The sequence below is a fragment of the Streptosporangium sp. NPDC049078 genome, from assembly GCF_040648855.1.
GTDB lineage: Bacteria > Actinomycetota > Actinomycetes > Streptosporangiales > Streptosporangiaceae > Streptosporangium.
On record NZ_JBEZEL010000002.1, the window covers coordinates 342,428 to 368,216 of the forward strand.

Genomic DNA, 25,789 nt, shown 5'->3' on the forward strand with positions numbered 1-25,789 from the left:
GATGAAAGACCGCGCCTCTGCCGGCCGGCCGGGAGAAGTGATCGCTTTCAGCGTGGAGACCCCGCCTTCGGGCGCGGGAAGGACGTCATCTCCGAATCGAGATCACCTCGGCGGTCGGCTCGCCGCGCTCGCGTTCCTCACGCTCGCGCTCCTGGCGCCTCTGGATGGCCTGGAAGCCGACCAGGTCGTCCGGGAGCGCGTCGGGGACGTCGGTGTCGAACCTGGACAGCGTGCGGGTCCGCATCGCGACCAGCGCCGTGACCACGATGGCGACGGCGAACAGCACGTACATCAGGCCGACGCCCCGGCCCTCGCCGGTGCCGAGCACGAGGCCGACCGTGTCGGCCAACGGCCCTCCGGGGAGCATCAGCGGTTCGAACAGCTCGCTGCCGTACGGGGCGACCAGGCCGAAGCCGACCGGCAGGGTGGACCAGGCGACGAGCGTGTTGAGCGCGATGACGCGGCCGTGGAAGCGTTGCGGCACCTTGACCTGGATGATCGTCGCGTAGACGCCGTTGAGCATGGTCAGCCAGAACGACATGCCGAAGGCGCCGATCCCGATCAGGATCAGGTTCTGCTGCAGACCGGTGACCAGGCAGAAGACGCCGAGCACGAGGGTGGAGAGCATGACGCCGCGCAGCCGCTGCCGTCGCGGGCCTCCCCAGACGGTCATGGTCAGGCCGCCGAGAAAGACGCCGAGACCGCCGAAGAAGGAGATCCGGCCGACGTCGTCCAGGGTGGCGAAGCCCAGGACGAGCGGTGAGATGAGCAGGAACAGCGGGGACAGGAAGATGTTCAGCACCGCGAAGAAGAACAGCATGCCGCGGAAGCCCCGGTTGCCCCAGGAGAACTTCCAGCCCTCGACCATCTCGGCGACCAGCGACTCCCTGCGCTTCCACGCCATCGTCTTCGGGAAGCGGACGAAGAGCAGCACGCTGATCGCGAAGACGTACGCGGCGACGTCCAGGACGAGGATGCCCTCCAGCCCGATCGCGGCCATCAGACCGACCGCGGCCAGCGGGACGACCAGCTGAGCGGTACCGGTGACCATCTGGACCACACCGTTGGCGTGCCCGAGGAAGCGTTTGGGCACCAGTTGCGGGATGGCGGAGTTGTAGGCGAGGCGCTGGAAGGTCAGCGCGATCGACAGCAGCACCAGGAGCGGGTAGATGTGCCAGATCTGCAGGTTGCCGGTCCACAGCAGGATGCCCAGTGTCAGCTGGGTGCCGAACGCGCCGATGTCTCCGGCGATCATGATCTTGCGCCGGTCGTGGCGGTCGACGAGGGCTCCGGCCAGCGGGGAGACCAGCATGCCGGGAACGAGCGCGAGGACGGAGAAGAGGGCGAATCTGGCGAGCGAGTCGGTGGTGATGTAGATCCACAGCGGGATGGCGAACTCGGTGAGCGACGACCCGACGATCGAGACGAGCTGCCCGGCCGCCACGACGGCGAACCGTTTCATGCTGGGCGGAGGTCCCGAGCGTGCCGGGGTGCCCGTCGCGAGCGGGTCTGTCGTCCCCGGTGGCGCGCCGCCCGTGCCGGAGCCGGGAAGGGCGGACGCCGCGGAGTCAGGACCGGCGGAGTCAGGGCCGGCGGGGGCGACCGGTCCCGCGCCGGTGATCGCGGGTGCCGTCGTCGCCGGGGCGACTTCGGCGAGGTCGTCCTGGGTGGAGACGCCGCCGAGCCACCAGGTGGACCGGTCGGTGCGGGCCAGCTTGGCCGTGTCACCCGAGGCGATGGCCCGGTGAGTGCCGGTCACGATGGTCGCGAGCTCTTCCGCCCGATATTTCAGGAAAAAGTGTCCGGCCTCGTCGAGGACGACCACGGCCGTGGAGCCGGTGAGGAGATGCCACTCGCGATAGCGCTCCTGATAGAACTCGGTGGCCGGGTCGCGGTCACCCGCCACGGAGATGATCGGTGCCTTGAGCGGCTCGACGCCCTCCTCGAAGAGGCGGGTGAAGTAGCGCTCCGCCTCCTTGGTGCCCTTGCGACGGTTGTCGATCATCAGCTTGAGCTGGTCGCGCTCCAGGTCCTCCACGTCGAGACCCGCGGCCTGCAGGGCGTTCGCCCAGACCTGGTCGCTGCGGAGGCGGTCGGTGAGGTTCGACAGCTTGGCCAGCACCGAGGTGGGGCGGGCGAAGGGGAAGATGCCGCCGAGGTAGATCGCCTCGACCGGGCGGCCCGCGGCCTCCAGGCGACGGGCGATCTCCACGGTCAGCATGACGCCGAGCCCGCAGTGCCCGTACAGCGCGAGCGGGCCTCGGATGTCCTTGAGGATCTCGTCCACGCAGCCCTGCGCGACCTCCGCCACCGGCCGGGTCTCCTCGATCAACCCCATCTCCTGGCCGGGGACGGCGACCGCGTGCAGCGCCCAGTTCTGGGGCAGCCTGTCGGCCAGCGGCTGGTAGATGGCGGCGCTGCCGCCGCCGTACGGCACGCAGACCAGGGTCGAGGTGGCCGCGCGGGCCGGGGTGAGCCGGTGCAGCAGCATGCGCGGGCCGTCGTCGGCCGTCTCGACGAGCCGCGCCAGCTCGCGGACGGTCCGGTGCTTGAACAGGTCCAGGATCGTGACCTGGCGCCCGCCTTCAGGAATGGCTTTCCGAAGGCGGGCGACCACCTGCGCGGCGAGCAGCGAATGACCGCCCAGGTCGAAGAAGTCGTCCAGCACGCCGACCTGTACCAGTCCGAGCACCTTCGCCCACACCTCGGCGATCGCCTCTTCGAGAGGCGTCTCCGGCGGGACGAATCCGGCTTCCTGGTCGGGCCGCGCCTCGTCGGGTTCGGGCAGCCTGGCCCGGTCGACCTTGCCGTGCGACTTCAGGGGCAGCTCGTCCAGCCAGACGAACCGCCCGGGGATCATGTACTCGGGGAGCCGCTCACCGAGCCGCGCCCGCAGCTCGCTCACGCTGATCTGGTCTCCGGCGACCTCGCCGACCACGTACGCGACCAGCCGATCCCCGCGCAGGTCGACGACGGCGTGGGCGATCCCCGGCTGGTCGGCGAGCACCGACTCGATCTCCGGCAGCTCCACCCGGTAGCCCCTGACCTTGACCTGCAGGTCGCGGCGGCCGAGGAAGCACAGATCGCCCGAGGGCAGCCACCGGCCGAGGTCACCGGTCCTGTACATGCGGGCGCCGGGCCCGCCGTACGGGTCGGGCAGGAATCTCTCGGCCGTCAGGCCGGGCCGCCCGAGGTATCCGCGGGCGAGCCGGTCGCCGCCGAGGTAGATCTCGCCGGTCATGCCGGGCGGGACCAGCCGCAGGTGCTCGTCGAGCACGTAGACCGCGGCCCCGGGCAGCGGTCTGCCGATCGGCAGGTTCAGCGCCCGCTCGTGCTCGCCGGTGACGGCGTGGGTGGAGATGCCGACCGTCGCCTCGGTGGGGCCGTAGTGGTTGACCACCGTGGTGTGCGCGGTCAGCTCGCGGGCCCAGCTCCACCGGGAGGCCTCGCCGCCGAGGACGAGGAGCCTGCGCGGGAGCAGCTGCGCGGGGTCGTCCACCGCGGCGAGCAGCGAGGCGAGGTGGGAGGGGGTCATCTTCAGGTAGTCGGTGCCGCTCAGCAGCCCGGCGAGCTCCTCGGCGGGAGCCTGCGGGTCGGCCAGGTGCAGCTCTCCGCCGGTCATGAGCGACAGGTAGAAGATCGTCACCCCGAAGTCGAACGAGAGCGACTGCAGCAGGGTGTAGACCCCGCCGGGTTCGACCTCGAAACGCTCCTCGACCCCGGCGAGATAGTTGAGCACCTGCCGGTGCTGCACCCCGACGCCCTTCGGCCGCCCGGTGGTCCCCGACGTGTAGATCACGTACGCGAGGTGGTCGGGCGACACCTCCGGTGGCTCGAACCCGGTCTCCTCCAGCGCCTCGGAGTCCAGGCGGATCGCCGGCGTGCCCGTGACGTCGGGAAGCAGGTCACTCAGTGCGGAGGTGGTCAGGACGGCGACGGCCCCGGCGTCGGCGAGCATGTACGCCAGCCGGTCACGGGGCTGCTTGGGGTCGAGGGGCACGTAGGCGCCACCGGCCTTCAGCACGCCGATGACGGCCGCCGCCAGGTCGGTGGACTGGTCGAGGAAGACGCCCACCCTGGTGTCGGGGCCCACGCCGTGACGGTTCCTCAGCAGGGCGGCGATCCTGGTGGAACGCTCGTCGAGCTCGGCGTACGTCAGCGAGCCGCCCGCCGTCGACGCCGTACCCGGCCCTGAGCCGCCGCGCGTGGCGGGCAGCGTGGTCGAGACGGGCGAGCCCTCGTGGACCACGGCCGTCGCACCGGGCGTGAGCGCGGCCCGCGCGGTGACGAGGTCGTGCAGCAGGTCGTGACCCGACGGCCGGAGCGCGGGACCCGAGCCGAAGCCCAGGACCCTCTCCCGCTCCTCGTCGGAGAGCAGCGACAGCTCGCCCACCCGCGTGTCCGGGTCCGCCACGATCGAGCGCAGCAGCGTCTCGAAGCGCGCCGCCAGCAGTTCCACGGTCTCCGGGTCGAAGAGCGCGGTGCTGTAGGCGAGGTGGCCGACCAGCCCGTCCGGGCTCTCGAACAGGTAGAGGCCGAGGTCGAAGCGGGTCGTCCTCGCCGGGAGCGTGAGGTAGGAGACGCGCCCGTCCTCCTCGCCCGCCTTGAAGTTCTGCAGCGCGAAGGTGACCTGCGCGAGCGGCGACCGGCTCACGTCACGGACCACGTTCAGTTCGTTGACCAGCTGGTCGAACGGGAGCTCCTGGTGCGCGTAGGCGTCCAGGGCGCTCTCGCGCGTCCTGGCGAGGAAAGTGGTGAACGACGGGTCGTCGGCCAGGTCCGCGCGCAGGACCAGGGTGTTGACGAACATGCCGACGACCCCGTCCAGCTCGGGCAGCCCGCGCCCGGCGACCGGGGAGCCGACCGCGAAGTCCGTCTGTCCCGAGTAGCGGGCCAGCAGGACCTGGAAGGCGGCGAGCAGCGTCATGTACGGCGTGGCGCCGGCCTCGGCGCCCAGCTCGGTGAGCCGCCTGGTGAGGTCGGCATCCACCCGGACGTCGAGGGCGGCTCCCTCGTGGCGCTGCTCGGCGGGGCGCGGCCTGTCGGTGGGCAGCTCGATCGCGGGCAGCCCGGCGAGCCGGTCGCGCCAGTGGTCGATCTCGCGGCGGTGGTCGCGGCCCCGCTGCCAGAGGGCGTAGTCGCCGTAGCCGACCGGTGCGGGCGGCGGGGTCCCGCCGTCGTGCAGGACGAGCAGCTCGCGGATGAGCAGGTCGCTGGACCAGCCGTCGATGACGGTGTGGTGGGCGGCGATGAGGAGGACGTGGTCGTCGGGCGCGATCCTCACCAGCACGGTGCGGAAGAGCGGGCCGTGCTCCAGGTCGAACGGGACGGCGAGGTCGGCGTCGAGCAGCTCGATCGCGGCGTCCACGCCGTCCGCCTCGACGACGCGCAGCGCGGCCGGACCCGGCTCGTCGATGACGAGTTCCGGGGTGCCGTCGTCGGTGGTGAGGAACCGCGTCCGCAGGGCCTCGTGGCGCGCGACGAGCTCGTCCAGCGCCCGGCGCAGCGCGTCTTCGTCCAGCTCACCGCGCAGACGCACCGCGACGGGGACGGTGTAGGTGGTGGTGCCCGGCCGGTACTGCTCAAGGAACCACAGGCGTTCCTGGGCGTGGGACAGGGGCGGGACGGTTCCTGAGGCGCGGCGGGCGACGGTGGCCCGTGACTCTCCGCGGCTCTTGAGCCGCCTGGCGAGCAGCGCCTTCTTGGCGTCCGACAGTGTTGTCTCGGTCACGCTTGTAACTCCATCCGGAGGGCCGCGAGGAAGAGCGCGGCGTCCCGTCCGTTGATCAGCCGATGGTCGTAGGCGAGGCCGATGTTGGCGACGGTTCTCATCGTCACCGTGCCGTCCTCGGCGAGTCGCGGTTCGGGCTGCGGCGAGGTGATCGCGAGAGCGCAGACCGTACCGGGGAAGATGAGGGGGATCGCGAGGATGACGTCGGCGTCGGTGTGCAGGGTGACGGCGATGTTGGCACCGGTGAGGTCCTTCTCGCGGAAGTCCCCCTCGGTGGCGGCGAGCCGGTAGCGCATGAGCGCGTCGGCGATGGCCTTGAGCGAGCCGGTGTCGTGGACGACCGGCACGTACAGGCCCTCTCCCATGTCGAAGGTGACGCCGACGCGCGGGGCGTCGGCCGGATGTACCCGGTCACCGTCGACCGAGGCGAAGAACAGCGGGAACGCCGGGTGCAGCGCGGCGACGGCCTGGACGAACAGCTCCGCCGGCCCGACCGGCCTGCGTACCTCCCTGCTCAGCCCCTTGGCCCGCTCCAGCAGCGGGCCCACCTCGAACTTCACCACGGTGTACGCGGCGGGGATGGTCGCGTGCGAGGTGGTGACGGCACGCGCGACGGCACGCTGCACCCGCGAGAGGCGGTGCGCGCCCGGGTCCGCGGCCGGTTCCCGCGCGTCCTGCCGCTCCTTCCGCGCGTCTTCGCGCACGTCTTCGCGCACGTCGGAGGCCGTCTGCCCGGTACGGCGGCGGACCAGGGCCTCCACGTCGGTCCTGCGGACGACGGCGAGGCCCAGGGACGCGACCTCGGCGTGGGAGACGCCGAGCTCCTCCATCGCCACCCGCGCGGGAGCGGTGACGACCGGCTCGGCCACCGGCGCGTCCCGCTGCCGCGCCGCGTCCTCGGAGGCCACCGGGGCGGGCACGCCGGTGACCGGCGCGGGCACGCCGGTGACCGGGGCGGGCTGCGGAACCGCCTCGGCGGTGATGCGGGCGAGGAGCGCGCCCGGAGCGATCCAGCTGTCGAGGGCGGCGACGTGGTGCAGGTAGCCGCTCTCCCCCGCCTCCAGTTCGTCGGCCGCCTTGGAGGTCTCCAGTACGGCGATCGGCTCTCCCGCGACGACGGGCTTTCCGTTCCCGACGAGCCACTCGACGACCAGGTACTCGGTGTCGTTGTTGTTGAGTTTGGGAACGTGGATGTCAGCCACGCAGAGCCTCCCGTGCGGCGTGGTGGATCGTGGACTCCCCGGCCAGGACCTCGTTCTCCAGGTGCGCGGCGGTGGGGATCACGGAGTCCCGCGAGTGGACGAGGCGGACGGGTCCTCGCAGACGGTCCCAGAGACGGGCGTGCAGCAGGTGGGCGACCTCGCTGCCCCAGGTGCCCCCGGCGGTGCTCTCCTCCGCGACCAGGACGACGTCCCCGAGGTGGGGCAGCAGCGTGTCGACGTCCAGCGGGTAGAGCCGGGAGGGGACGAGCAGCCGGGCGGAGATCTCCTCCTCCATCATCAGGGAGCGCATCGCGCCCAGCACCCGGTGGACCATTCCGCCGGGAGCGATGACCACACAGTCGGGACGGTCACCCGCGTCGCGGATGTCCACCACGGCCAGGTCCCCGTCGCGGCGCATCAGGAACAGCGGGTCCACCCGTTCCATCTGCCGGGTGTAGAGGACCTTGTCCTCGAAGAACACGCACGGCTCGCCCCGTTCCAGCATCGCCGCGAACACCGCGCGGTTGTCATGGAAGGGGGACATCTCGTACAGCGACAGTCCCGGCATGCCGACGAAGTGCTTCTGCAGGCTCTGGCTGTGCGTGGGACCGTAGCCCCGGCCGCCACCGGTGGGGCAGCGCACCACCATTCGCAGCGGCAGCCGCCTGCCGTACATCGACACCGACTTGCCGGCGAAGTTGCACAGCTGGTCGAAGGCGAGCGCCACGAAGTCGCCGAACATGATCTCGGCCACGGCCGTGTTACCGGCGAGCGCCAGTCCCGCCGCGACCCCGGTGAGCGCGCCCTCGCTGATCGGGGTGCCGATCACCCGCTCGGGAAAGCGTGTGGAGAGCCCCTTGGTGATTTTGAAGGCGCCGCCGTACGGGTCGAGGATGTCCTCTCCGAGCACGTAGGCGGTGTGGTCGTCGTTCAGCAGCCCGTGCAGGGCCGCGTTGAGGTTCTCCGCTACACGCACGATCCCTCCCAGCGGGAGAGGGGGCGCGCGGCCACCTCGTCGGCGACGGCCTCGACCTCGGCCTTGACGACGCCGTCGAGCCGGTGGAAGTGCTCGGGGTGGTCGTGGGCGTAGCGGGCGTACCAGTCGTTCTCCCTCGCGGCCTGTACGACGTCGGCCGGGCGGATGTCGTCGCCCTTGCTGTGCGGCCCGAGGCGGTGGGTGACGAACTCGACCACCAGAGGCTGCCCCTCGCGCACCCGCGCGATCTCGCGTTCCAGCGAGAGGCGGATCTCGTTGACGTCGGTGGAGACGACCAGCCGGTGCGCGATGCCGAAGGCCGCCGCCCGGCCGGCCACCGTCCCGGCCATCTGCGAGGCGGTCGGAGTGGACTGGGCGATGCCGTTGTTCTCCACCACGACGAGCAGCGGGAGCCGCCAGAGCGCGGCGAGGTTCAGCGCCTCGTAGACCGCGCCCTCGCCCCAGGTGCCGTCGCCGATGTGGACGCAGGCGAGGGTGCCGGGCTCGGAGCGCTTGAGGTGCAGCGCGACACCGGCGGCGACCGGCATGCTCTCACCCTGAACGCCGGTGGACATGTAGCGGTCGCGGTGGATGTGCTGGCTGCCGCCGACACCCCCGCAGACCGCGCCCTCCCTGCCCATGATCTCGGCGAGCAGGCCGTGCGGGTCGCGGAACCTGGACAGGTAGTGGCCATGCCCCCGGTGGTTGCTGAAGACGTGGTCGGCCGGGCCGAGCAGGGATCGCAGCGCGACCGGGACGTACTCCTGGCCGAGGCAGGTGTGCGTGGTGCCGTTGAGGTCACCCCTGCCGTAAAGCTCCAGGAGCTTGAGCTCGAAGTGCCTCACCAACAGCAGGAGTTCCAGGTCGTCGTCGGCGAGGCGGGAGAGACGGAGGCCGTCGAGGATCTCAGTCATCGCCGAGGGAGTCCACGATCCCGGCGATTGTCGGGTTGTCGAAGAAGTCGTCGAGGGAGACCTCGATGTCCAGGCGCTTGCGCATCCGGGCGATGATCTGCGTGATGGTGAGGGAGTGGCCCCCCAGATCGAAGATGTCGTCGTCATCGGCGATCGGTGATATGCCGAGCACCTCTTCCCAGATCTCGCGTACCTGGTCGTTCAGCGTGGTGACGGAACCCATCTCGTCCTCCAGAATTTCGTGCAGTGTCAGGTTGGGGTTGTGCGTGGCGCGTTCCAGAAGGAGACGCAGGTCGTCGGCGACCCTGGCGGCGTCGGGCACCGTCTCGGGGTCGTGGCGCAGGCTGATCTCCAGCCCGCCGGGACCGTCCACGCACTGCAGGTGCAGCGCGCCGCGTACCGCGTGGTTGAAGACGGTCCACTCCACCGACGCGTCGAGCCCGGTGAACACCGGGTCCGCGTCGCGGCGGGTGCGGTAGCTGACGGAGACGGGGACGAGCGCGGCGTGCGGTCTGAGGCGGGGCATCGCCCGGGAGAGCGGCACCTGGCGGAAGCGGTAGATCTCCCTCAGTTCGGTGCGCAGCGCGGTGGCGAACTCGCGGAAGGTCGCCTCGGGGGACGGACCGGAGGCGACCGGGAGTTCGTTGACGAACAGCCCGATGTGTCCCGCGGCCTCGGGGGTCCGGGTCGACAGGTCGACGGCGGTGGTGACCGCGGTGTTGCCGTAGCCGAGGAGCAGGGTGTGCAGCCCGGCGAGCAGCACCTCGAACCGGGTCAGGACGGGGGTGGAGGAGAGGTCCCGCGACGGGTCCGGCTCGATCGACGGGTTCACGGTGAACCGCAGTACCCGGCCCTGGGCCGCTCGCCGGGATCTCAGCGCGCGGCCGAGAACGACGGTCTCGCCGGGATCGCGCCAGCGGGGCTTCCAGAACTCGCGCGCGGCGGGAAGCAGGGCGGCCACCCGGCCGCGCTCGGCCCGCCCGTGGTCGATTTCCGGCAGCGGGGGCGGCGGCTCGCCGTTGTAGAAGGCGGCCAGATCGCGCACCAGGATGTCCTTCGACTGCCCGTCGAAGATCAGGTGGTGGGCGACGAAGAGCAGGAGGTTCCGTCCGGGACCGATCTCGAACAGGGTGAACCTGGCCAGCGGCCCCTTCTCCAGGTCGAACGCGCGCAGGATCTCCTCCCGCACGGCCCGCCCGTACCGCTCGCCGTCCTCACCGCTCTCGCCGTCCCGGGAAGGCGAATGCGGCGAGGGCGAAAGGTCGCGTGTGTCCCCCGCCGCCCCCGCGGCGACGTCGGCGGAAGAGGGGATCGTCACCCGGCGTACGGGAACCTCGGCTCCCGGCACCAGCCGCAGCTCGTTGTCCACCTCCGCCACCACATCGCGCAGCATCGGATGCCGGGCGACCACCGCCTCGCAGGCCGCCAGGAGCGCTCCGGTGTCCAGATCGCCGCGCAGGTGGACGAGTATCGGCATGTGATAGGCGGCGCCCCCGCCCACGCTCTGCTCGGTCACCCACATCCCCTGCTGGGTGAACGTGACCTCCGGCAGGCCCCCGGACGTGTTCTCCCACGAGGTCTCCGAGGTCTCCGAGGTCTCCGCCACCTCGTTCCGTGAAGTGTGCTCGGCGGGGAGACCGGCCATCACTCGCTCTCCGTCATCCGGCGCAGGGCCTTCTTGTCGACCTTGCCGCCGGCGTTGCGCGGCAGGGCGTCGACCGTGATGACGTGCGCGGGCAACTCGTGCGGGGCGAGGCGGTCCTTGAGGAAGATCCGCAGATCCTCGGGCGCGAGGGCCTCTTCGGTGACGAGGGCCACCGCGACGACGGTTCCGAGCACGGGGTGGGGAACCCCGAACGCGGCGGCCTCGATCACCGCGGGGTGCCGGTAGACGACCTCCTCGATGTGGATCGTGGAGACCTTGAAGGCCCCGGACTTCACCACGTCGCTCTCGCGGTCGACGAGGTAGAGGTAGCCCTCGGCGTCGATGTAGCCGAGATCGCCCATCCGTACCCAGCCGCCGCGGAAGGTCCCGTTCTCGGGGTCGCCGTAGTAGGCGCGCGGTGCCGCGGGGGATCGCATCCAGACCTCCCCGGTCTCTCCCGCCTCCAGTGGCTCTCCCTCCGCGGTGGCGATCCTGACCCGCCCTCCGGCGATGGCGCGGCCGACGCTTCCCGGCCGGTCCGGGTCGAACATCATCACCGTCTGGGCCGGGGCCGCCTCGGTCGAGGTGTAGTAGTTGGTGATCGTCGCTCTGGGGAAGGCCGTGGTCAGCGCCTGGGCGACGGCCGAGGGCAGCGGCGCGGCGGCCGAGCCGAGCAGCAGCACGCTGGACAGGTCGTGCCGTTCGGCCACCTTCGCGTTGATCAGCTCGATGGCCATCGCGGGGACGAGGAAGACCGTTCCCGCGCGGTAGGACTCGATCAGCGAGGCGAAACGGGCCGGGGTGAAGCGCGGCAGCGTCACGACGGCCGGATGGGCGTCGAGCGCGTTGATCAGCATCGCCTGTCCGGCGTTGGTCCCGATCGGGAAGGCGTGGACCAGATGCCGGGAGTGCGCGAACGGGCGGCGTTTGGCACCGCAGCCGTAGGCCAGATTGGCATGGGTCGCCGAGACCCCCTTGGGACGGCCCGTCGTACCGGAGGTGTAGAGGATCTGGGCGAGATCTCCGGGCTCCGGAGGCGCGATATCGGCCTTCTCATAGGAGGTTTCGACGTTCAGAGCGTCGACCGTGGCGCTCCAGCCGACCTCGGGAACCGCGAGACCTTGGGCGTGCACGACGCCGGTCGCGCGGCAGTTCTCCAGCATGAGACGCAGGTCATCGAGGGCGAGGCGGTCGGAGAGCGGTACGCCCACCGCCCCTGCCGCCAGCACCCCGCAGAACGCCACGGCGTAGTCCGCCCAGTCCGCGGCCCCGAACACCAGACCCACCCGGTCGCCTCGGGTGACGCCCCGTGCGACCAGGCTGTTCGCGAGCACGGTGGACCGCTCGTGCCACTCGCGATAGGTGAGCCGAGCCGAGCCGTGCACGATCAGCGCGACCCCCTCGGGGTCGGCGAGGGCTCGATCCCTGAGCAACTGGGGGACGGTCAGGTTCACCAAGTGAACCTCCCATTAAAGATCGGATGTATGCGCGTTCGATGTGTGCGAGCACCGAAGGCACAACAGGAAAGAATCTTTACTATTTAAAATCGAGCGCTAGTCTTACATGATCGTAAGGCTCACACAAGACTTTGGGGAGGGGGTTCACAAAGGAACTGAAAACGCGCGAAAGTGACCCTTGCGCCCTCAGGACGAAGGTGTAACACTGACGACCGCGGAGCTAACTGAAAGGTTTCTTTCCAGAAAGAGACCTTTCCCGACGCCCACTTAACTGGTCAAATAGGCACAGAGTGGGTTTTTTGCGTACCAACCTCCAACGCGATTGCGTGAACTAACGGGCCCGTGGCCGACAAAGGAGCCCTTTGTGTTCCCACCGGAGACCGTTCCAACCGGTCAAACAGGGACGGAATACCCCCTGTCGTACGGTCAGCAACGGCTTTGGTTTCTCCACAAGCTCGACCCCAGCGACTCGGCCTACAACACATCCTATGTTTACAGGTTGAAAGGTCGCCTTGACAAGATCGCTTTGGCCGCTGCTTTCACCGCCGTGGCGGCACGGCACGAGAGCCTGAGGACCCGGTTCCGTGAAGTGGCCGGGGAGGCCGTCGCGATCGTCGAGCCGCCGTCGCCGGTGACGGTCGAGCACCTCACCGCCCCCGGCGAGCGGGAAGCCGCGGCTCTGGTCTCGACGCTCACCAACACGGCCTTCGACCTGGCCGCCGCGCCGCCGTTCCGCGTCTCGCTGATCGAGCTCGGTCCCGCCGACCACGTGCTCTGCGTCGTCCTGCACCACATCAACGGCGACGGCTGGTCGCTGAGCGTGCTCCGCTCCGAGGTCGCCGTCCACTACGGAAGCCGGGGCGGCGTCCCGCTGCCCGAACTGCCCCTGCAGTACGGCGAGTACGCCCGCGCCCAGCGTCCCGAGGACTCCGAGCTGCGCTGGTGGACCGAGCGGCTGGCCGGGGTGCCTCCCCTGGAACTCCCCACGGACCGGCCGCGCCCGGCCCGGCGGACCGGCGCGGGCGCCCAGGTCGACTTCCGGATCGCCCCCGACCTGACCGCCTCGATCGGCGACCTCGCCCGCCGCACCCGGTGCACACCGTTCATGGTGCTGCTCTCCGCCTACCAGGTCCTGATGCACCGGCACACCGGCCAGAGCGACTTCTGCGTGGGCACCCCCTCGGCCGGTCGCGGCAGCACCGAACTGGAGACCATGATCGGTTTCCTCTCGACCACCCTCGCCCTGCGCTGCGACGTCTCCGGCGACCCCACCTTCGAGGAGCTGCTCAGGCGCACTCGCAGGGTCGTGCTGGACGGGCTCTCGCGGCAGGACGTCCCCTTCGAGCGCCTCGTGGCCGATCTCGACGTGGAACGGGACCTGAGCCGCACTCCCCTGTTCCAGACCCTGTTCGCCTTCCACACCCACGGCGAACCGGACGAGCCGCTGCCCGGCCTCGACGCCACGTACTTCCCCAACGGCTGGGCCCGCGCCCGGCTCGACCTCTCGGTGGACCTCTACCGTGGCGAGGACGGCGCCCTGAACGGCACCGCCATCTACAGCACCGACCTGTTCGACCACGAGACCGTGGAACGGATCATCGCCCGCTTCCAGGAGCTGCTCACGGCCGCCGTGGCGGATCCGGGCGCTCCGGTGAGCTCGCTGCGGATGCTGCCGGACGCCGAGCTCGACCTGCTGGAGGAGTGGAACGACACCGCGACCGAACTACCGGAGCTCACACTCGTCGACCTGCTGCTCGAACAGGTCGCGGCGACCCCCGACGCGATCGCGGTACGCGCCACACCCGCCCCCGCCCCCGCCGCGATGCCGGCCGGGACCACCCCGCTCACCGCGAACGAACCGGTACGCGAGGGAGCGCCGGTGGACGGACCCGCCGCGCGGGAACTGACGTACGCGGAACTGGCCGGACGGGCGGCGGAGCTGGCCGGGCGGCTGAGCGCGGCCGGGATCGGGCGCGGCTCACTCGTCGCGGTCCGGATGGAGCGCGGCGCCGACATGCTCGTCGCCCTGCTGGGCGTGGCGATGAGCGGCGCGGCCTACCTTCCCGTCGACCCCGACTACCCCGAGGCCCGCGTCTCGTACGTGATCGAGGACTCCGCGGCGGCGCTCGTCCTGACCGGCCTCGACGACCTCCCCCCGATGACGGGCGCGATGACGGGCGAGGCGACCGGTCCAGTGACCGGCACAGTGACCGGCGCAGTGACCGGCGCAGTGACCGGCGCGCTGGTCCCCGCGGCACCCGCCCGGCCGCTTCCCGACGACACCGCGTACGTGCTCTACACCTCGGGATCCACCGGCCGACCGAAAGGCGTCGTGGTACCCCACCGGGCACTGACCAACTTCCTGCTGGCCATGCGTGACCTGGTACGGTCCTCGCCGCAGGACGTGTGGCTCGCGCTGACCTCGCTGTCGTTCGACATCTCCGCCCTGGAGCTCTACCTGCCGCTGGTGACGGGAGGACGGGTGGTCGTCGCCGACGCGGAGACGGCCCGCGACGGGGTACGGCTCGCCCGGCTCGTGCGGGACGAGCGCGTGACCCACGTCCAGGCGACGCCCTCGGGATGGCGCGTCCTGCTCACCGGCGACCTGCCGCGCGTGGTGGGCCTGACCGGCGGCGAGCCGCTCGCCCCCCGGCTCGCCCGCGAGCTGCGTCCCCGGGTCGACCGTCTCGTCAACGTCTACGGGCCGACCGAGACCACCATCTGGTCCACGGCCTGGGACGTTCCCGAGGACCCCGGCGAGATCGTCATCGGCCGCCCGATCGCCAACACCGTCGTCCACGTCGTCGACCTCGGCGGCGGGTCGTGCCCGATCGGGGTGGCCGGGGAGCTGCTCATCGGCGGCGAGGGGGTCGCGACCGGTTACCTCGGCCGCCCCGCCCTGACCGCCGAGCGCTTCGTCCCCGGCCCCGGCGGTTCGCGGCACTATCGGACGGGAGACCGCGTCCGCCTGCGTAACGACGGCACCCTGGAGTTTCTCGGCCGGACCGACAACCAGGTCAAGCTGCGGGGTCACCGTATCGAGCTGGGCGAGATCGAGGCCGTGCTCGACGCCTGCCCCGGCGTGCGGCAGGCGGTCGTCGTGGTGCGCGGAGACCGCCTGGTCGCCTTCGCCGTACCCGCCGCCCTCTCTGAGACGGACACGGACACCGCGGCCACCGGACCGGACGGCACGGAAACGGGCCGCGCGGAAACAGGCGGGTCCGGAGCAGGTCACGCGGGAACGGACGGCACGGAAACGGGACGCGCGCAGAGCGCGGGAACGCTTGACGGTCTTCGGGAACACGCCGCGCGCGAGCTGCCCGGCTACATGGTGCCCAGCGTGTTCGTCGAGGTGGAGACCCTGCCGCTCACCCCCAACGGGAAGGTCGACCGCAACGCGCTCCCCGACGTGGACGCGGCGCCCTCACCGGACGCGATCGCCCCCCGCACCCCGGGCGAACGGATGGTCGCGCAGGTCTTCGCCGAAGTGCTCGGGACCGCGGAGGTCGGGGCGTACGACGACTTCTTCACCCTCGGCGGCCACTCGCTGCTGGCCACCATGGTCACCGCGCGGCTGACGGCGCTGTCCGGGATGGAGGTGCCCGTGCGGGAGGTGTTCCTGCGGCCGACGGTCGCCGCGCTGGCGGATCTGATCGCCACCGCGTCCGTGGCAGAACTGATCGCCACCGCGTCCGTGGCAGAACTGATCGCCACCGCGTCCGGCGACAGGAGCGACGGGCCGCGACCTCGGCCGGAGGGAACCGTCCCGCCGCTCTCCTTCGGGCAGGAGCGGCTCTGGTTCCTCAACCGGCTCGATCCCGATGACGCGTCGTACAACATGTGCCTGGTCACGCGGCTGCGCGGGCCGCTGGACCGGAACGCGCTCGCCGGCGCCCTCGCCGGGACCGTCGCGAGGCACGAGAGCCTGCGCACCCGCTTTCCCGAGGTGGACGGGGTGCCGGTCGTGGTCGTCGACCCGCCGGGGCCGGTGGCTGTCGAGGAGACGGACGCGGCGGGCGAGGCCGGGGCGTTGGAGCTGGTCGCGGCCCTGACCAACGCGCCCTTCGAGCTGGGCGCCAGGCCGCCGCTGCGGGTCACCCTGATCAGGATCGCCGAGGACGACCACGTCCTGTGCGTCGTGCTGCACCACATCCTCGGCGACGGCTGGTCGCTCAACCTCATCTTCGACGAGGTGTCGCACCTGTACTCCGGCGCCGGCGCCCTGCCGCCGGTCCCGCTCCAGTTCGGCGACGTCGCCCTCTGGCAGCGCGGGCGCGATCTCGGCGACCTGCTCGGCTACTGGCGGGACAGGCTCGCCGACCCCACCCCGCTGGACCTTCCGGTCGACCGGCCGCGTACCGCGGGTGCCGCCAGGCGCGGCGACGTGGCGAACGTCCGGCTGGACGCGGCGGAGGCCGCCGCCCTCGCCCGGCTGGGCAGGGAGCAGGGCGCGACCATGTTCATGGTCCTGCTCGCCGCCTACCAGGTCCTGCTGTCACGGCACACCGGGCACAGCGACATCCTGGTCGGTACGGCCACCGCGGGCCGGGACCGGGTCCAGCTCGAACCGGTCGTCGGCTATCTCAGCGACACCCTGGTCATGCGCGGCGACCTGTCGGCCGACCCCACCTTCGCCGAGCTGCTCCGTGAGACCCAGATCGGCGTCCTGGACGCCTTCTCCCACCAGGGCGTGCCGTTCGAGGAGCTGGTGGCGGCTCTGAGGGTCGAGCGCGACCTCACCCGCACGCCGCTGTTCCAGACCATGCTCATCCTGCACACCCAGGACGTCGGCCGGCCCCGCGACGCCTTCGCGGGGCTGACCACGACGGGGTTCGAGCACGGCATGCGGCAGGCCAAGCTCGAACTGATGCTGGAGGCCTGGCAGGACGAGCACGAGCTCACGCTCAGCTTCGTCTACGACGCCGAACTGTTCGACCGGTCCACGATCGAGGCGATGGCCGCGCGGTTCCGCCTGCTGCTCACCGCGCTGCCGGAGGCGTCCGGCGACCGGATCTCCGAGCTTCCGTTGCGCACCGGGGAGGACGACGCCCTGCTGCGGCGCCTCTCGCGGGGACCCGCGCGACCACCCGCGCTCCCGGTGCCCGCCCTGTTCGCGGCGACCGTACGGGACACGCCGGACGCGACGGCGATCGGATGCGGGGGTGCCACGCTCGGCTACGCCGACCTGGACGCCCGCGCGGACGAGCTCGCGGCGCTGCTGCGAGGGCGGGGGGTCGTGCCCGGCGACGTGGTCGGCGTCTGCCTGGACAGGTCGCCCGACGCCGTCGCGGCCCTGCTCGCCGTCTGGCGGGCGGGGGCGGCCTACCTGCCGCTCGACCCGGACCATCCCGCCGAGCGGCTCGCCTTCATGCTGGACGACAGCGCCGCCTCCCTCGTCCTCACCTCGGCGGACCTGGGCGACCGCCTGCCGCCGGGAACGCCACGCGCGCACACGAACGAACGCCCTCCCGCCATGCTGAACGGCACGGTGAACGTCCCGACGAGCGTCCCCGCGCCCGGCTCGGCCGCTTACGTGATCTACACCTCCGGATCCACCGGAACGCCCAAGGGGGTCGTGGTCTCGCACCACAACCTGGCCGCCCGCGTCGCGTGGATGCGCGAGGCGTACGAGCTGGGCCCCGAAGACCGGGTGGTCCAGTTCGCCTCGCTGAGCTTCGACACCCACGCCGAGGAGATCTATCCGGCGTTGGCCGCCGGGGCCCGGCTGGAGTTGCTGCCCGAGGGCGGCGTCACCCTGCCCGACCACCTCGACCAGGTCACCGTGCTCGACCTGCCGACGGCGTACTGGCACGCGCTGGTCGACGACATCGACGAGATCTCCTGGCCTCCGACGCTGCGGCTGGTGATCCTCGGCGGCGAGCAGGTGCACGAGGCGGCCGTGACCCGCTGGCGGGAACGCTTCGGCGACAGGGTGCGGCTGGTCAACACCTATGGCCCGACCGAGGCGACGATCATCGCCACCGCCGCCGAACTGGACGGCTCCCCCGGACGCCCGTCCATCGGCGTCCCGATCGCCGACACCTCGGTCCTGCTTCTGGACGGCTCCGGTGAGGCCGTGCCGCCGGGAGCGCCGGGTGAGCTGTGCGTCGGCGGGGCCGGGGTGGCCGTCGGCTACCTGGGCAGACCGGACCTCACGGGCGAGCGCTTCCCCACCCTCGGTGTCTCCGGCGTTCCCGGTGTTCCCGGTGTTCCCGGTGCCCTCGGCGGAGAGCGGATCTACCGGACCGGCGACCTGGCGCGCTGGCGGTCCGACGGGCGGCTGGAGTTCCTGGGCCGCCTGGACGACCAGGTCAAGGTACGCGGCTTCCGGATCGAACTCGGCGAGATCGAGGCGCGGCTGCTCGCCCACCCGGGCGTCGGCCAGGCGGCGGTGGCGGTCCGCGGAGAGACGCTGGTCGGCTACGTCGTCGGCACGGCCACGGGAGACGAGCTGGCCGGATACCTGGCGGCGACGTTGCCCGCCTACATGGTCCCGGCCGCCTGGGTGAGTCTCGCCGTCCTGCCGCTGACCGCGAACGGCAAGCTCGACCGGACCGCGCTGCCCGCGCCCGAGGCCGGCTCCCGGCCGAGGACCGCCCCGCGCGGTGACGCCGAGGAACTGGTGGCCGAGATCTTCGGCGAGGTGCTGGGCGTCGGGGAGGTCGGCGCCTTCGACGACTTCTTCGCTTTGGGCGGGCACTCGCTGCTCGCCACCCGCGCCGTCGCCAGGCTCCGCGCCGCCGTCGAGGTGGAGGTGCCGATCCGCACCCTGTTCGCCAGAAGCACCGTGGCCGACCTCGCGGCGGCGGTGGAGGAGCTGCTCGTCGCCGAGCTGGCTGAGATGTCCGACGAGGAGGCCGAGCGCCTCATGGAAACCGGGAGCTGAGATGGGTCACCGCGTCGTGGTCAACCACGAGGAGCAGTACTCGATCTGGCCGGACGGCCGGGACCTTCCCGACGGCTGGCGAGAGGAGGGCGTCTCCGGCAGCAAGGAGGAGTGCCTCGCCCACATCGACCGCGTCTGGACCGACCTGCGCCCGCTCAGCGCGAGAAGTTCATGAAAAGTCCGGAAATGTTCGACAACTGGATCCGGATCCCGGCGAGCGGCGCCGGAGACCGCAGGAGAGGGGCCCGCAATGGTTAGGGAACGGCTGGCGGCGATGGTCGCCTCGGCGTCCGACGGAGCGGTCACGGCCGGGGAGGCACTCGCCGCCACGGTCCCGCTGTCCGCGCTGGGGGTCACCTCCCTGGCGCAGATGCGGCTGATCGACGCGGTGGAGACCGAGTTCGGGATCGAGATCGACCTGTCCGGCGACGGGTTCGACCTGCTCGACGACCTCGACGCGCTGGAACGCCACATCAACGAGGCGCGAAGCGCGCGTTCCTGAACCCAGCTCCGAACGGGGGAGACACATGGACATCCGGTTCTCGGGGAGCCGCTCGGGAATGGCACCGCTGACCTGGGGGCAGCGGGCCATCTGGGACACGATCAGAAAGACGGCACCGGACGACCACTACTTCAACTTCGGCCGCGTGCTCGCCGTACCCAGGAGAGCCAGGCCGCTCGCCGTGGCGGGAGCGGCCGAGGTGCTGCGCACCCTGGTGGAACGGCACGAGTCCCTGCGCACCAGGCTCGGCGAGGCGCCGCACGGGAACGCGGCGCACGCGGGCGGCACGACGCCGTACGGAAAGGCGGTCCACGCGAGCGGCACGACACCCCGCGAAGGCGGCTCCCGCGCAAACGACGGCGCGGAGCCGTGGCAGGTCCTCGTCGCCGACGGCTCCATCCCGGTCACCGTGTCGGAGGGCGACCCCGAGCGGCTGCGGGACGCGCTGGCGAAGACCGCGTTCGACTACGGCGGCGAATGGCCGCTCAGGATCGGGCTCGTCGTCGACCGCGACGAGGTCACCCACATCGTGCTCGTCTTCTGTCACCTGGCGGCCGACGGCCTCGGCGCCGAGGTGGCGATCACGGACCTGCGGCTGCTCCTGCTGCGCGGCTCCGTACCCGGCCCGACCCCGCCCTCACCGCTGGAGCTGGCCCGCTGGCAGGGCTCGCAGCACGGTCTGAAGGTCGCGGCGGTGGCCGCGGAACACTGGGCGAGCGAGTACCGGCGCATCCCCCCGACCGTGTTCGAGCGGCGGACGGACGGCGCCGCCGAGGATCCCCCGATCTGGCGGGCACACCTGGTCTCACGGGCGATGGACCTGGCCGTGCGGCGGATCGCCGCGGTGCGCGGCGCGGCCACCTCGACCGTCCTGCTCGCCGCCGCGTCCGCGCTGGCCGGAAGGGTGACCGGCCACGACCTGGGCGTGATGCTGCCGATCGTGAGCAACCGCTTCCGCGGCGACACCGTCAACGCGGTCACCACGCTCTCCCAGGAGGGCCTGTTCGTGCTGGACCTGCGCGAGGGCGGCTTCACCGAGCTGCTGCGCGCGGCCAAGCCCGCCGCGCTGCGCGCCTACCGGTCCGCATACCACGACCCGGACGACCGGGACCGGCTCACCGAGCGGGCTGGCCGGGAGCGGGGGGTGCGGATCCACCCGTACTGCTGCTTCAACGACATGCGCTTCACCGACCGGGTGGACGCCTCCCCCGACGAGCGAAGCGTGCGGCGGGCGCTGGACGAGACGACCCTCACCTGGCCGCTCAGCCAGGAACGGCTCAACTGCCGCTTCTGCCTGCACGTGACCGACGAGCCCGGCGGGCTGGGCGTCTCGCTCACCGCCGACACCGGCTGTCTTTCCCGCCCCGCCATGGAACGCTACCTGCTCGACCTGGAGTCCTTGCTGGTCGAGGCCGCGTTCCGCGAGGTGCTGGAGCCGGTCGGTTGACGATCCACGCCTACGCCGAGTCGACGTCCTGCGTCCAGGGCGGCGCGCTCCGCTTCCACCTCGCCCGCGCCTCCCGCGCCCCGCTGCGCGGCTCGGTGCTGGTCGAGGACGTGGCCACCGACCTGGCCGTGCTCGACGGGGAGTTCACCGGGCCGCTGTGGACGCTGGAGGTCTCCCCCGGCTGGCGCAGCTCGCTCTACCGGGCGATCTTCCATGCCGACGAGGAGAGCAGCGAGGTCTACTTCGTCGTACGGGCCGCCCGTCCCCGCTCACCGGTCCTGCTGTCGATCCCGTTCCCGACCTGGCAGGCCTACAACCGGGCGGGCATCCCCGGCGAGTCCATCTACTGGACCGAGCAGCCGACCCGCGCCGCGCGCGTCTCCTTCGACCGGCCGGGCGGCGGGCCGCCGCCCGAGCGCTGGGAGGAGGGCATGATCCGCTGGCTGGGCCCCGCCGGGTACGACGTCGACTACTGCTCGGCCCTGGACCTGCACTCCGGGCGCGAGCTGCTCTCCGGTCACCGGCTGCTGATGATCAGCGGACACGACGAGTACTGGTCGGCGGGGATGCGTGACAGCGTGGAGGAGTTCGTCCGCCGGGGCGGCAACATGGCTGTCTTCTCCGGCAACACCTGCTGGTGGCAGTTCCGGCTGGAGGACGAGGGGCGCACCATGGTCTGCTACCGCGACGCGGTCGCCGACCCGATGGCCGCGGTGGATCCCGCCCTCACCACGGTCGAGTGGTCGAGCGCGCCGGTGAACCGCCCGGAGAACGGCCTGACCGGAGTCAGCTTCCGGCGCGGCGCCGGGACGTGGGGCCCGTACATGCGACTCATGCACGAGGAGACCTACACCGTCCGTTTCCCCGAACACTGGGTGTTCGAGGGCACCAAGCTGGACGAGGGCGACACGTTCGGCAAGGGCGCCATCGGCTACGAGACGGACGCCTGCGACTTCGTCGAGGAGGACGGCGTGCCGGTGGCCACCGGACGCGACGGCACCCCGCCGTCCTTCGTCATCCTCGCCACCGCCGACCTGCGCCACTGGCACCGGTACGGCCAGGGCGGCATGGCGACGATGGGCGTCTTCGGTCTCGGCGCCGGGACGGTCTTCACCGCCTCCACCGTGAACTGGGGAAACACCCTGCACGACCCGGTCGTGGACCGGATCACCCGCAACGTGCTGGACCGGCTCTCGGTGCGCGCGGACGGCTGGGAGACCATCGGCGCCGCGGACGAGATCCAGGCGCTGACCGTGTTCGACTCCCTGCTGTACGGTGCCACCTCCGGCGGCTCGCTGCTCACCCGCGAGGTCTCCGGCCAGAACCTGCGCTGGCGTCCCGCGGGCACCGCCCCCGCCCTCGTCGCCCTCGCCACCCCCAGGGAGGCCACCACCGTCCACCCGATCGGCCTGTACGGTCTCACCGCCGACGACCGGCTCGTCCACCGCGACCCCGAGCACGGCTGGATCACCCTCGCTGACGGGCCCCGCGGCGGGGTCGGCCTGGGCATGGTGAACGGCGAGCTGTTCGCCGCCGCCGCGGACGGCCTGTGGCTGCTCGACCCGGAGACCTCGGCCTGGAGCCTGGTCGAGGCCACCTCCGGCGCCGTGGCCCTGACCGCGATGAACGGCCGGCTGTACCTGGCGGACGCGGACGGCAGGATCCGCACGCGACTGCCGGTGGCGACCCCGGCCGGATGGACCGACCTGTGCGACGCGGGCGGCTGCACCGTGCTGACCGGGCACGCGGGCACCCTGATCGGCACCGCCCGCGACCGCCCCCTGCTCCGGCGCGCGAACCTCCTGAAGAAGGCGGCGCCCACACCGTGACCGTTGACGAACGTCTCGGCGGCGTCGTGATTGAAAAGAGCCGTGGAGGGCTGGGGTACGTTCGGCTCAGCCCAGCCAGAAGGCGGCGAGTGACCACGTTCGGGCGTCGCTTGTAGAGCCGTCGTGCGGCAGGAACTCCGTCGGGGCGATATACCCCTCGCCGGGGTCAAGCCGGATGCGCAGGCACCGCAGCGGGTGCCCCTCCGCGACATAACGGCGCAGGTCGTCGGTGTGTGGGTAGTACTCGTCCTGGTCACAGCCCAGGACGCGGCAGATCTCCTTCGATACCTGCCATCTGCGCGGCCAGACCCACCGACTGGCAACTCTCGCCCTTGTCCTGGCTGAACGCGGCGACCTGGACCAGGCCGTCGCTACAGCTGGGACGATGCTCGACCGCGCACAGGGCATGGAGTCCAGACGCATCGCCGAACGGGTCGCCATGGTGGCCGACGTTCTACGGCCCTTCGATGCCCGCGTGGTCGAAGAGTTTCTGACGCGGGCGCACCAGCAGGCACATGTGCCCTTGTAGCGTGGTGCCGAAATCAGGTAACCACGCTGGGAGCACGCCGCATGCGCTGGCAGGTCAATTCCGAAGAACCTCTCTATAGCGACCCGTGGCTTGATGTCCGAGTGGCGGATGTGGAACTGCCTAATGGCAGGCACCTGGCCCATCGACTGATCCGTACCGCGCCGGGGGCCGGAGCCGTCGTCATCGACGATCGGCACCGGGTATTGCTGATCTGGCGGCATCGCTTCATCACCGACTCTTGGGGCTGGGAAATCCCGATTGGCAAGATCGAAGACGGTGAGGAGCCGGCGACGGCCGCCGCCCGCGAGGTCGAAGAGGAGACCGGTTGGCGGCCCGGACCGCTGCGCCCGCTGCTGCGCGTCGAGCCGACCAACGGTATCTCGGACTCGGTCCACCACATCTTCCGCGCCGACAGAGCCACCTATATCGGCCCACCGACCGAGGCGTGGGAGGCCGAGCGCATCGAGTGGGTACCCCTCAACGATCTCCGCGACCTGGTCGGCAAGGGCGACGTCGTGAGCGGCACCAGCATGGCCGGGCTGCTCTACGTCCTTACCGGCTCGTAGTATGCGAAGCGTGCGGAGTCCCGTCGCCCAACCGCCGTACGGAGTCAGATGGAGACCGGGCCGTAGAGGGCGGCCGGGGAGCCGGTGGCCAGGGCCCAGTAGCGGTCGCCGTAGGACCAGTGCCACCACTCGGTGGGGTAGTTGACCAGTCCTGCCGCCTCCAGGGCGGTGCCGAGGAGCTTGCGGTGGTGGCGGGCCTCGGGGGACAGCCCGGGGGCGTCGGTGTAGCAGGCGCCGTCGCTCTGCTCGGGGGTGGCGTTGAGCCGGGTGCCCATGTCGAGCTCGGTCCCGTCCTCGGTGGACAGGGTGAGGTCGACCGCCGCTCCCGCGGTGTGCGGGGCGATCTCGACGGGCGAGACGTAGCGGCTCGCCGCGGCTCGCAGCTCCGCGGGCGACATTTCCGGATGTAGCGTCCTGAGCTCCGCCGAGTAGCCGTCGAAGATCTCCTTCTGCGTCGCCGGTGGCCGGTACCCCTCCACCACCAGCAGCCGGTATCCCTCCGGCAGCTGCGCCTGGGCCTCCTCCAGCCGGGTGAGCAGCCCGAGCCGCAGGTGGGCGAAGGCTCCCGCCGGGTCGGCGAGCCGCCCGTCCGTCCGCAGCCGTCCCCGGACGTCCACCAGCCGCTCTCCCGACTCCTCGACGGGGATCGAGACGACTCGGGCATCGGAGATCAGAACGATGTCGCGCATGGCGGTAATTCTTCCCCAAGCATCACAGTGCGCAGACCCCGCTCACGGGGGAACAGGGGTGCCGAACCGTGTCCGGAAACACCCGCTCGCGGTACGCCGGTCCGGCACCGGCCTCGTCGCACGGGACAGCGGTCCGCGTTTCGCGGCCAAGCCTCCACCCGGGCCCAACGAACCGACCGAGTCATTCGACGACGTATAAGTGCAAACAATGCCCAAACAGCCGCTCTATGGCGAGAATTTGGGCGCATCGCTTGAGGTTCCAGCGGGTGGAAGGTGCAGATTCGAGCCATGAGCGACGCGACGGATCTCTACACGATCGGGCAGCTGGCCCGGCGCACCGGGTTGCAGGCGCGCACGATCCGCTTCTGGTCCGACAGTGGCGTCGTCCCCCCGGCCCGCAGGTCGAGCGGGGGATACCGGCTTTATGACGCGGAGGCGGTCGCACGGCTGGACCTGGTCAGAACCCTTCGCGATCTCGGGCTCAGCCTTGATGCCATCCAGCAGATCCTGGAAAAGCAGGTCCCACTGAGGGAACTGGCGGAGACGCACGTCAAAGCGCTCGACGCGGAGATCCGCACCTTGAAGGTACGGCGTGCCGTCCTGCGCGTTCTCGCCAAACGTGACAGCACCACCGAGGAGATCACCTTGATGCATGCACTGGCCCGACTGTCGGCGCGGGAACGCCAGCAGATCATCGACGAGTTCGTCGACGGGGCATTCGCCGACGTCATCGACGAGGACGCCACCCTCGTCGCGGAGTGGATGCGCGACGTCCCCTCCGAGCTTCCCGAAGAACCGACGTCCGAGCAGGTGGACGCCTGGATGGAGCTGGCCGAACTGGTCGCCGACGAGAGCTTCCGGCGGACGGTCCGGCAGATGGTCCTGAGCGGAAGGCAGGACAATCGCCTTGAGTTCGGGCTCAACCTACGGCCCCTGGTCCTCCAGCACGCAGCCGACGCCCTTGAGAAGGGAATCCCACCGGAGTCGCCCGGCGCGAGCGTGATTCTGGACCGGATCATCCCCGTGGAGCTTCCCGCCGAGGAGACCGTCTCCCTGACGGACTGGCTGGAACTGGTCGCCGAGCCGCGGGTGGAGCGGTACTGGCAGCTTCTGAACCTCCTTCGGGGTCTGCCACCGGCCCCGGAGGCGGTGCCGGCCTTCCAATGGCTGCTCGCCGCGCTGCGCGCCCACCGCTGACCCAGTCCCGTCCTTCCTCATCGGGGCCCCCGCGGGTGAGGGCCCGCCGACCGGGAAGCGGGAGGAGGCGGTGAAGGCCGTGTGCGGGCCGGCCCTCGCCTCGTAGGACCCCGTCGGGCCGGGCTCCGCCCAGGCGGCACACCGGTTCCCACGACCGAGGCCATGCTCCCCGACATGACCTGGGGAAAGTCCACAGGTGACCGGCGTCCCCGAACGCGA

General features: G+C 71.2%; 15 protein-coding genes. 8 read left to right on the plus strand and 7 right to left on the minus strand.

Annotated elements, in window-relative coordinates; all coding sequences use genetic code 11:
- Nucleotides 1-85: 85 nt before the first annotated feature.
- From AB0B90_RS04505 to AB0B90_RS04530, 6 genes are read right to left on the minus strand one after another with little or no spacing between them, the layout of a single operon-like run.
- The gene (locus tag AB0B90_RS04505) at nt 86-5,731 is read right to left on the minus strand and encodes an amino acid adenylation domain-containing protein (protein ID WP_362920780.1); all 5,646 of its coding nucleotides are present in this window, start codon (nt 5,729-5,731) and stop codon (nt 86-88) included.
- On the minus strand, nt 5,728-6,933 hold the full coding sequence (locus AB0B90_RS04510) for a 2-oxo acid dehydrogenase subunit E2 (RefSeq protein ID WP_350944649.1): 1,206 nt from the start codon (nt 6,931-6,933) through the stop codon (nt 5,728-5,730). The genes AB0B90_RS04505 and AB0B90_RS04510 overlap by 4 nt, the downstream gene beginning before the upstream one ends.
- The gene (locus AB0B90_RS04515; RefSeq protein ID WP_362920782.1) at nt 6,926-7,909 is read right to left on the minus strand and encodes a transketolase C-terminal domain-containing protein; all 984 of its coding nucleotides are present in this window, start codon (nt 7,907-7,909) and stop codon (nt 6,926-6,928) included. The genes AB0B90_RS04510 and AB0B90_RS04515 overlap by 8 nt, the downstream gene beginning before the upstream one ends.
- On the minus strand, nt 7,900-8,823 hold the full coding sequence (locus AB0B90_RS04520; RefSeq protein WP_350944652.1) for a thiamine pyrophosphate-dependent dehydrogenase E1 component subunit alpha: 924 nt from the start codon (nt 8,821-8,823) through the stop codon (nt 7,900-7,902). The genes AB0B90_RS04515 and AB0B90_RS04520 overlap by 10 nt, the downstream gene beginning before the upstream one ends.
- On the minus strand, nt 8,816-10,468 hold the full coding sequence (locus AB0B90_RS04525) for a condensation domain-containing protein (RefSeq protein WP_362920784.1): 1,653 nt from the start codon (nt 10,466-10,468) through the stop codon (nt 8,816-8,818). Before AB0B90_RS04525 ends, AB0B90_RS04520 begins: the two co-directional genes overlap by 8 nt.
- On the minus strand, nt 10,468-11,922 hold the full coding sequence (locus AB0B90_RS04530; protein ID WP_350944655.1) for a class I adenylate-forming enzyme family protein: 1,455 nt from the start codon (nt 11,920-11,922) through the stop codon (nt 10,468-10,470). The genes AB0B90_RS04525 and AB0B90_RS04530 overlap by 1 nt, the downstream gene beginning before the upstream one ends.
- 367 nt (nt 11,923-12,289) lie before the next feature.
- On the opposite strand from AB0B90_RS04530, the gene AB0B90_RS04535 reads away from it, so the two are divergent.
- The 7 genes from AB0B90_RS04535 to AB0B90_RS04565 all read left to right on the plus strand — a co-directional run bounded on the left by AB0B90_RS04535 (nt 12,290) and on the right by AB0B90_RS04565 (nt 23,684).
- A complete protein-coding gene (locus tag AB0B90_RS04535; RefSeq protein ID WP_362920786.1) occupies nt 12,290-18,811 on the plus strand; it encodes an amino acid adenylation domain-containing protein in 6,522 nt (2,173 codons plus the stop codon).
- Nucleotide 18,812: 1 nt separating this feature from the next.
- Nucleotides 18,813-18,986: an MbtH family protein gene (locus AB0B90_RS04540; protein ID WP_350944658.1), complete on the plus strand. Its 174-nt coding sequence runs from the start codon at nt 18,813-18,815 to the stop codon at nt 18,984-18,986.
- 75 nt (nt 18,987-19,061) lie between these two features.
- Complete coding sequence (locus tag AB0B90_RS04545) at nt 19,062-19,313, plus strand: acyl carrier protein (RefSeq protein WP_350944660.1); 252 nt, start codon at nt 19,062-19,064, stop codon at nt 19,311-19,313.
- Between the two features lie 25 nt (nt 19,314-19,338).
- Nucleotides 19,339-20,760, plus strand: a complete 1,422-nt coding sequence (locus AB0B90_RS04550) for a hypothetical protein (RefSeq protein WP_362920788.1) — start codon at nt 19,339-19,341, stop codon at nt 20,758-20,760.
- A complete protein-coding gene (locus tag AB0B90_RS04555) occupies nt 20,757-22,589 on the plus strand; it encodes a N,N-dimethylformamidase beta subunit family domain-containing protein (RefSeq protein ID WP_350944662.1) in 1,833 nt (610 codons plus the stop codon). Before AB0B90_RS04550 ends, AB0B90_RS04555 begins: the two co-directional genes overlap by 4 nt.
- 385 nt (nt 22,590-22,974) lie before the next feature.
- Nucleotides 22,975-23,118 (plus strand): hypothetical protein, encoded by a 144-nt coding sequence (locus AB0B90_RS04560; RefSeq protein WP_362920790.1) that lies wholly within the window; start codon nt 22,975-22,977, stop codon nt 23,116-23,118.
- A gap of 41 nt (nt 23,119-23,159) precedes the next feature.
- On the plus strand, nt 23,160-23,684 hold the full coding sequence (locus AB0B90_RS04565) for an NUDIX hydrolase (RefSeq protein WP_362920792.1): 525 nt from the start codon (nt 23,160-23,162) through the stop codon (nt 23,682-23,684).
- A 44-nt stretch (nt 23,685-23,728) separates the two neighbouring features.
- Here AB0B90_RS04565 and AB0B90_RS04570 read toward each other — a convergent pair whose 3' ends face one another.
- A complete protein-coding gene (locus AB0B90_RS04570; protein WP_362920794.1) occupies nt 23,729-24,373 on the minus strand; it encodes a M15 family metallopeptidase in 645 nt (214 codons plus the stop codon).
- A gap of 288 nt (nt 24,374-24,661) precedes the next feature.
- On the opposite strand from AB0B90_RS04570, the gene AB0B90_RS04575 reads away from it, so the two are divergent.
- Complete coding sequence (locus AB0B90_RS04575) at nt 24,662-25,570, plus strand: MerR family transcriptional regulator (RefSeq protein ID WP_362920796.1); 909 nt, start codon at nt 24,662-24,664, stop codon at nt 25,568-25,570.
- Nucleotides 25,571-25,789 lie beyond the last annotated feature (219 nt).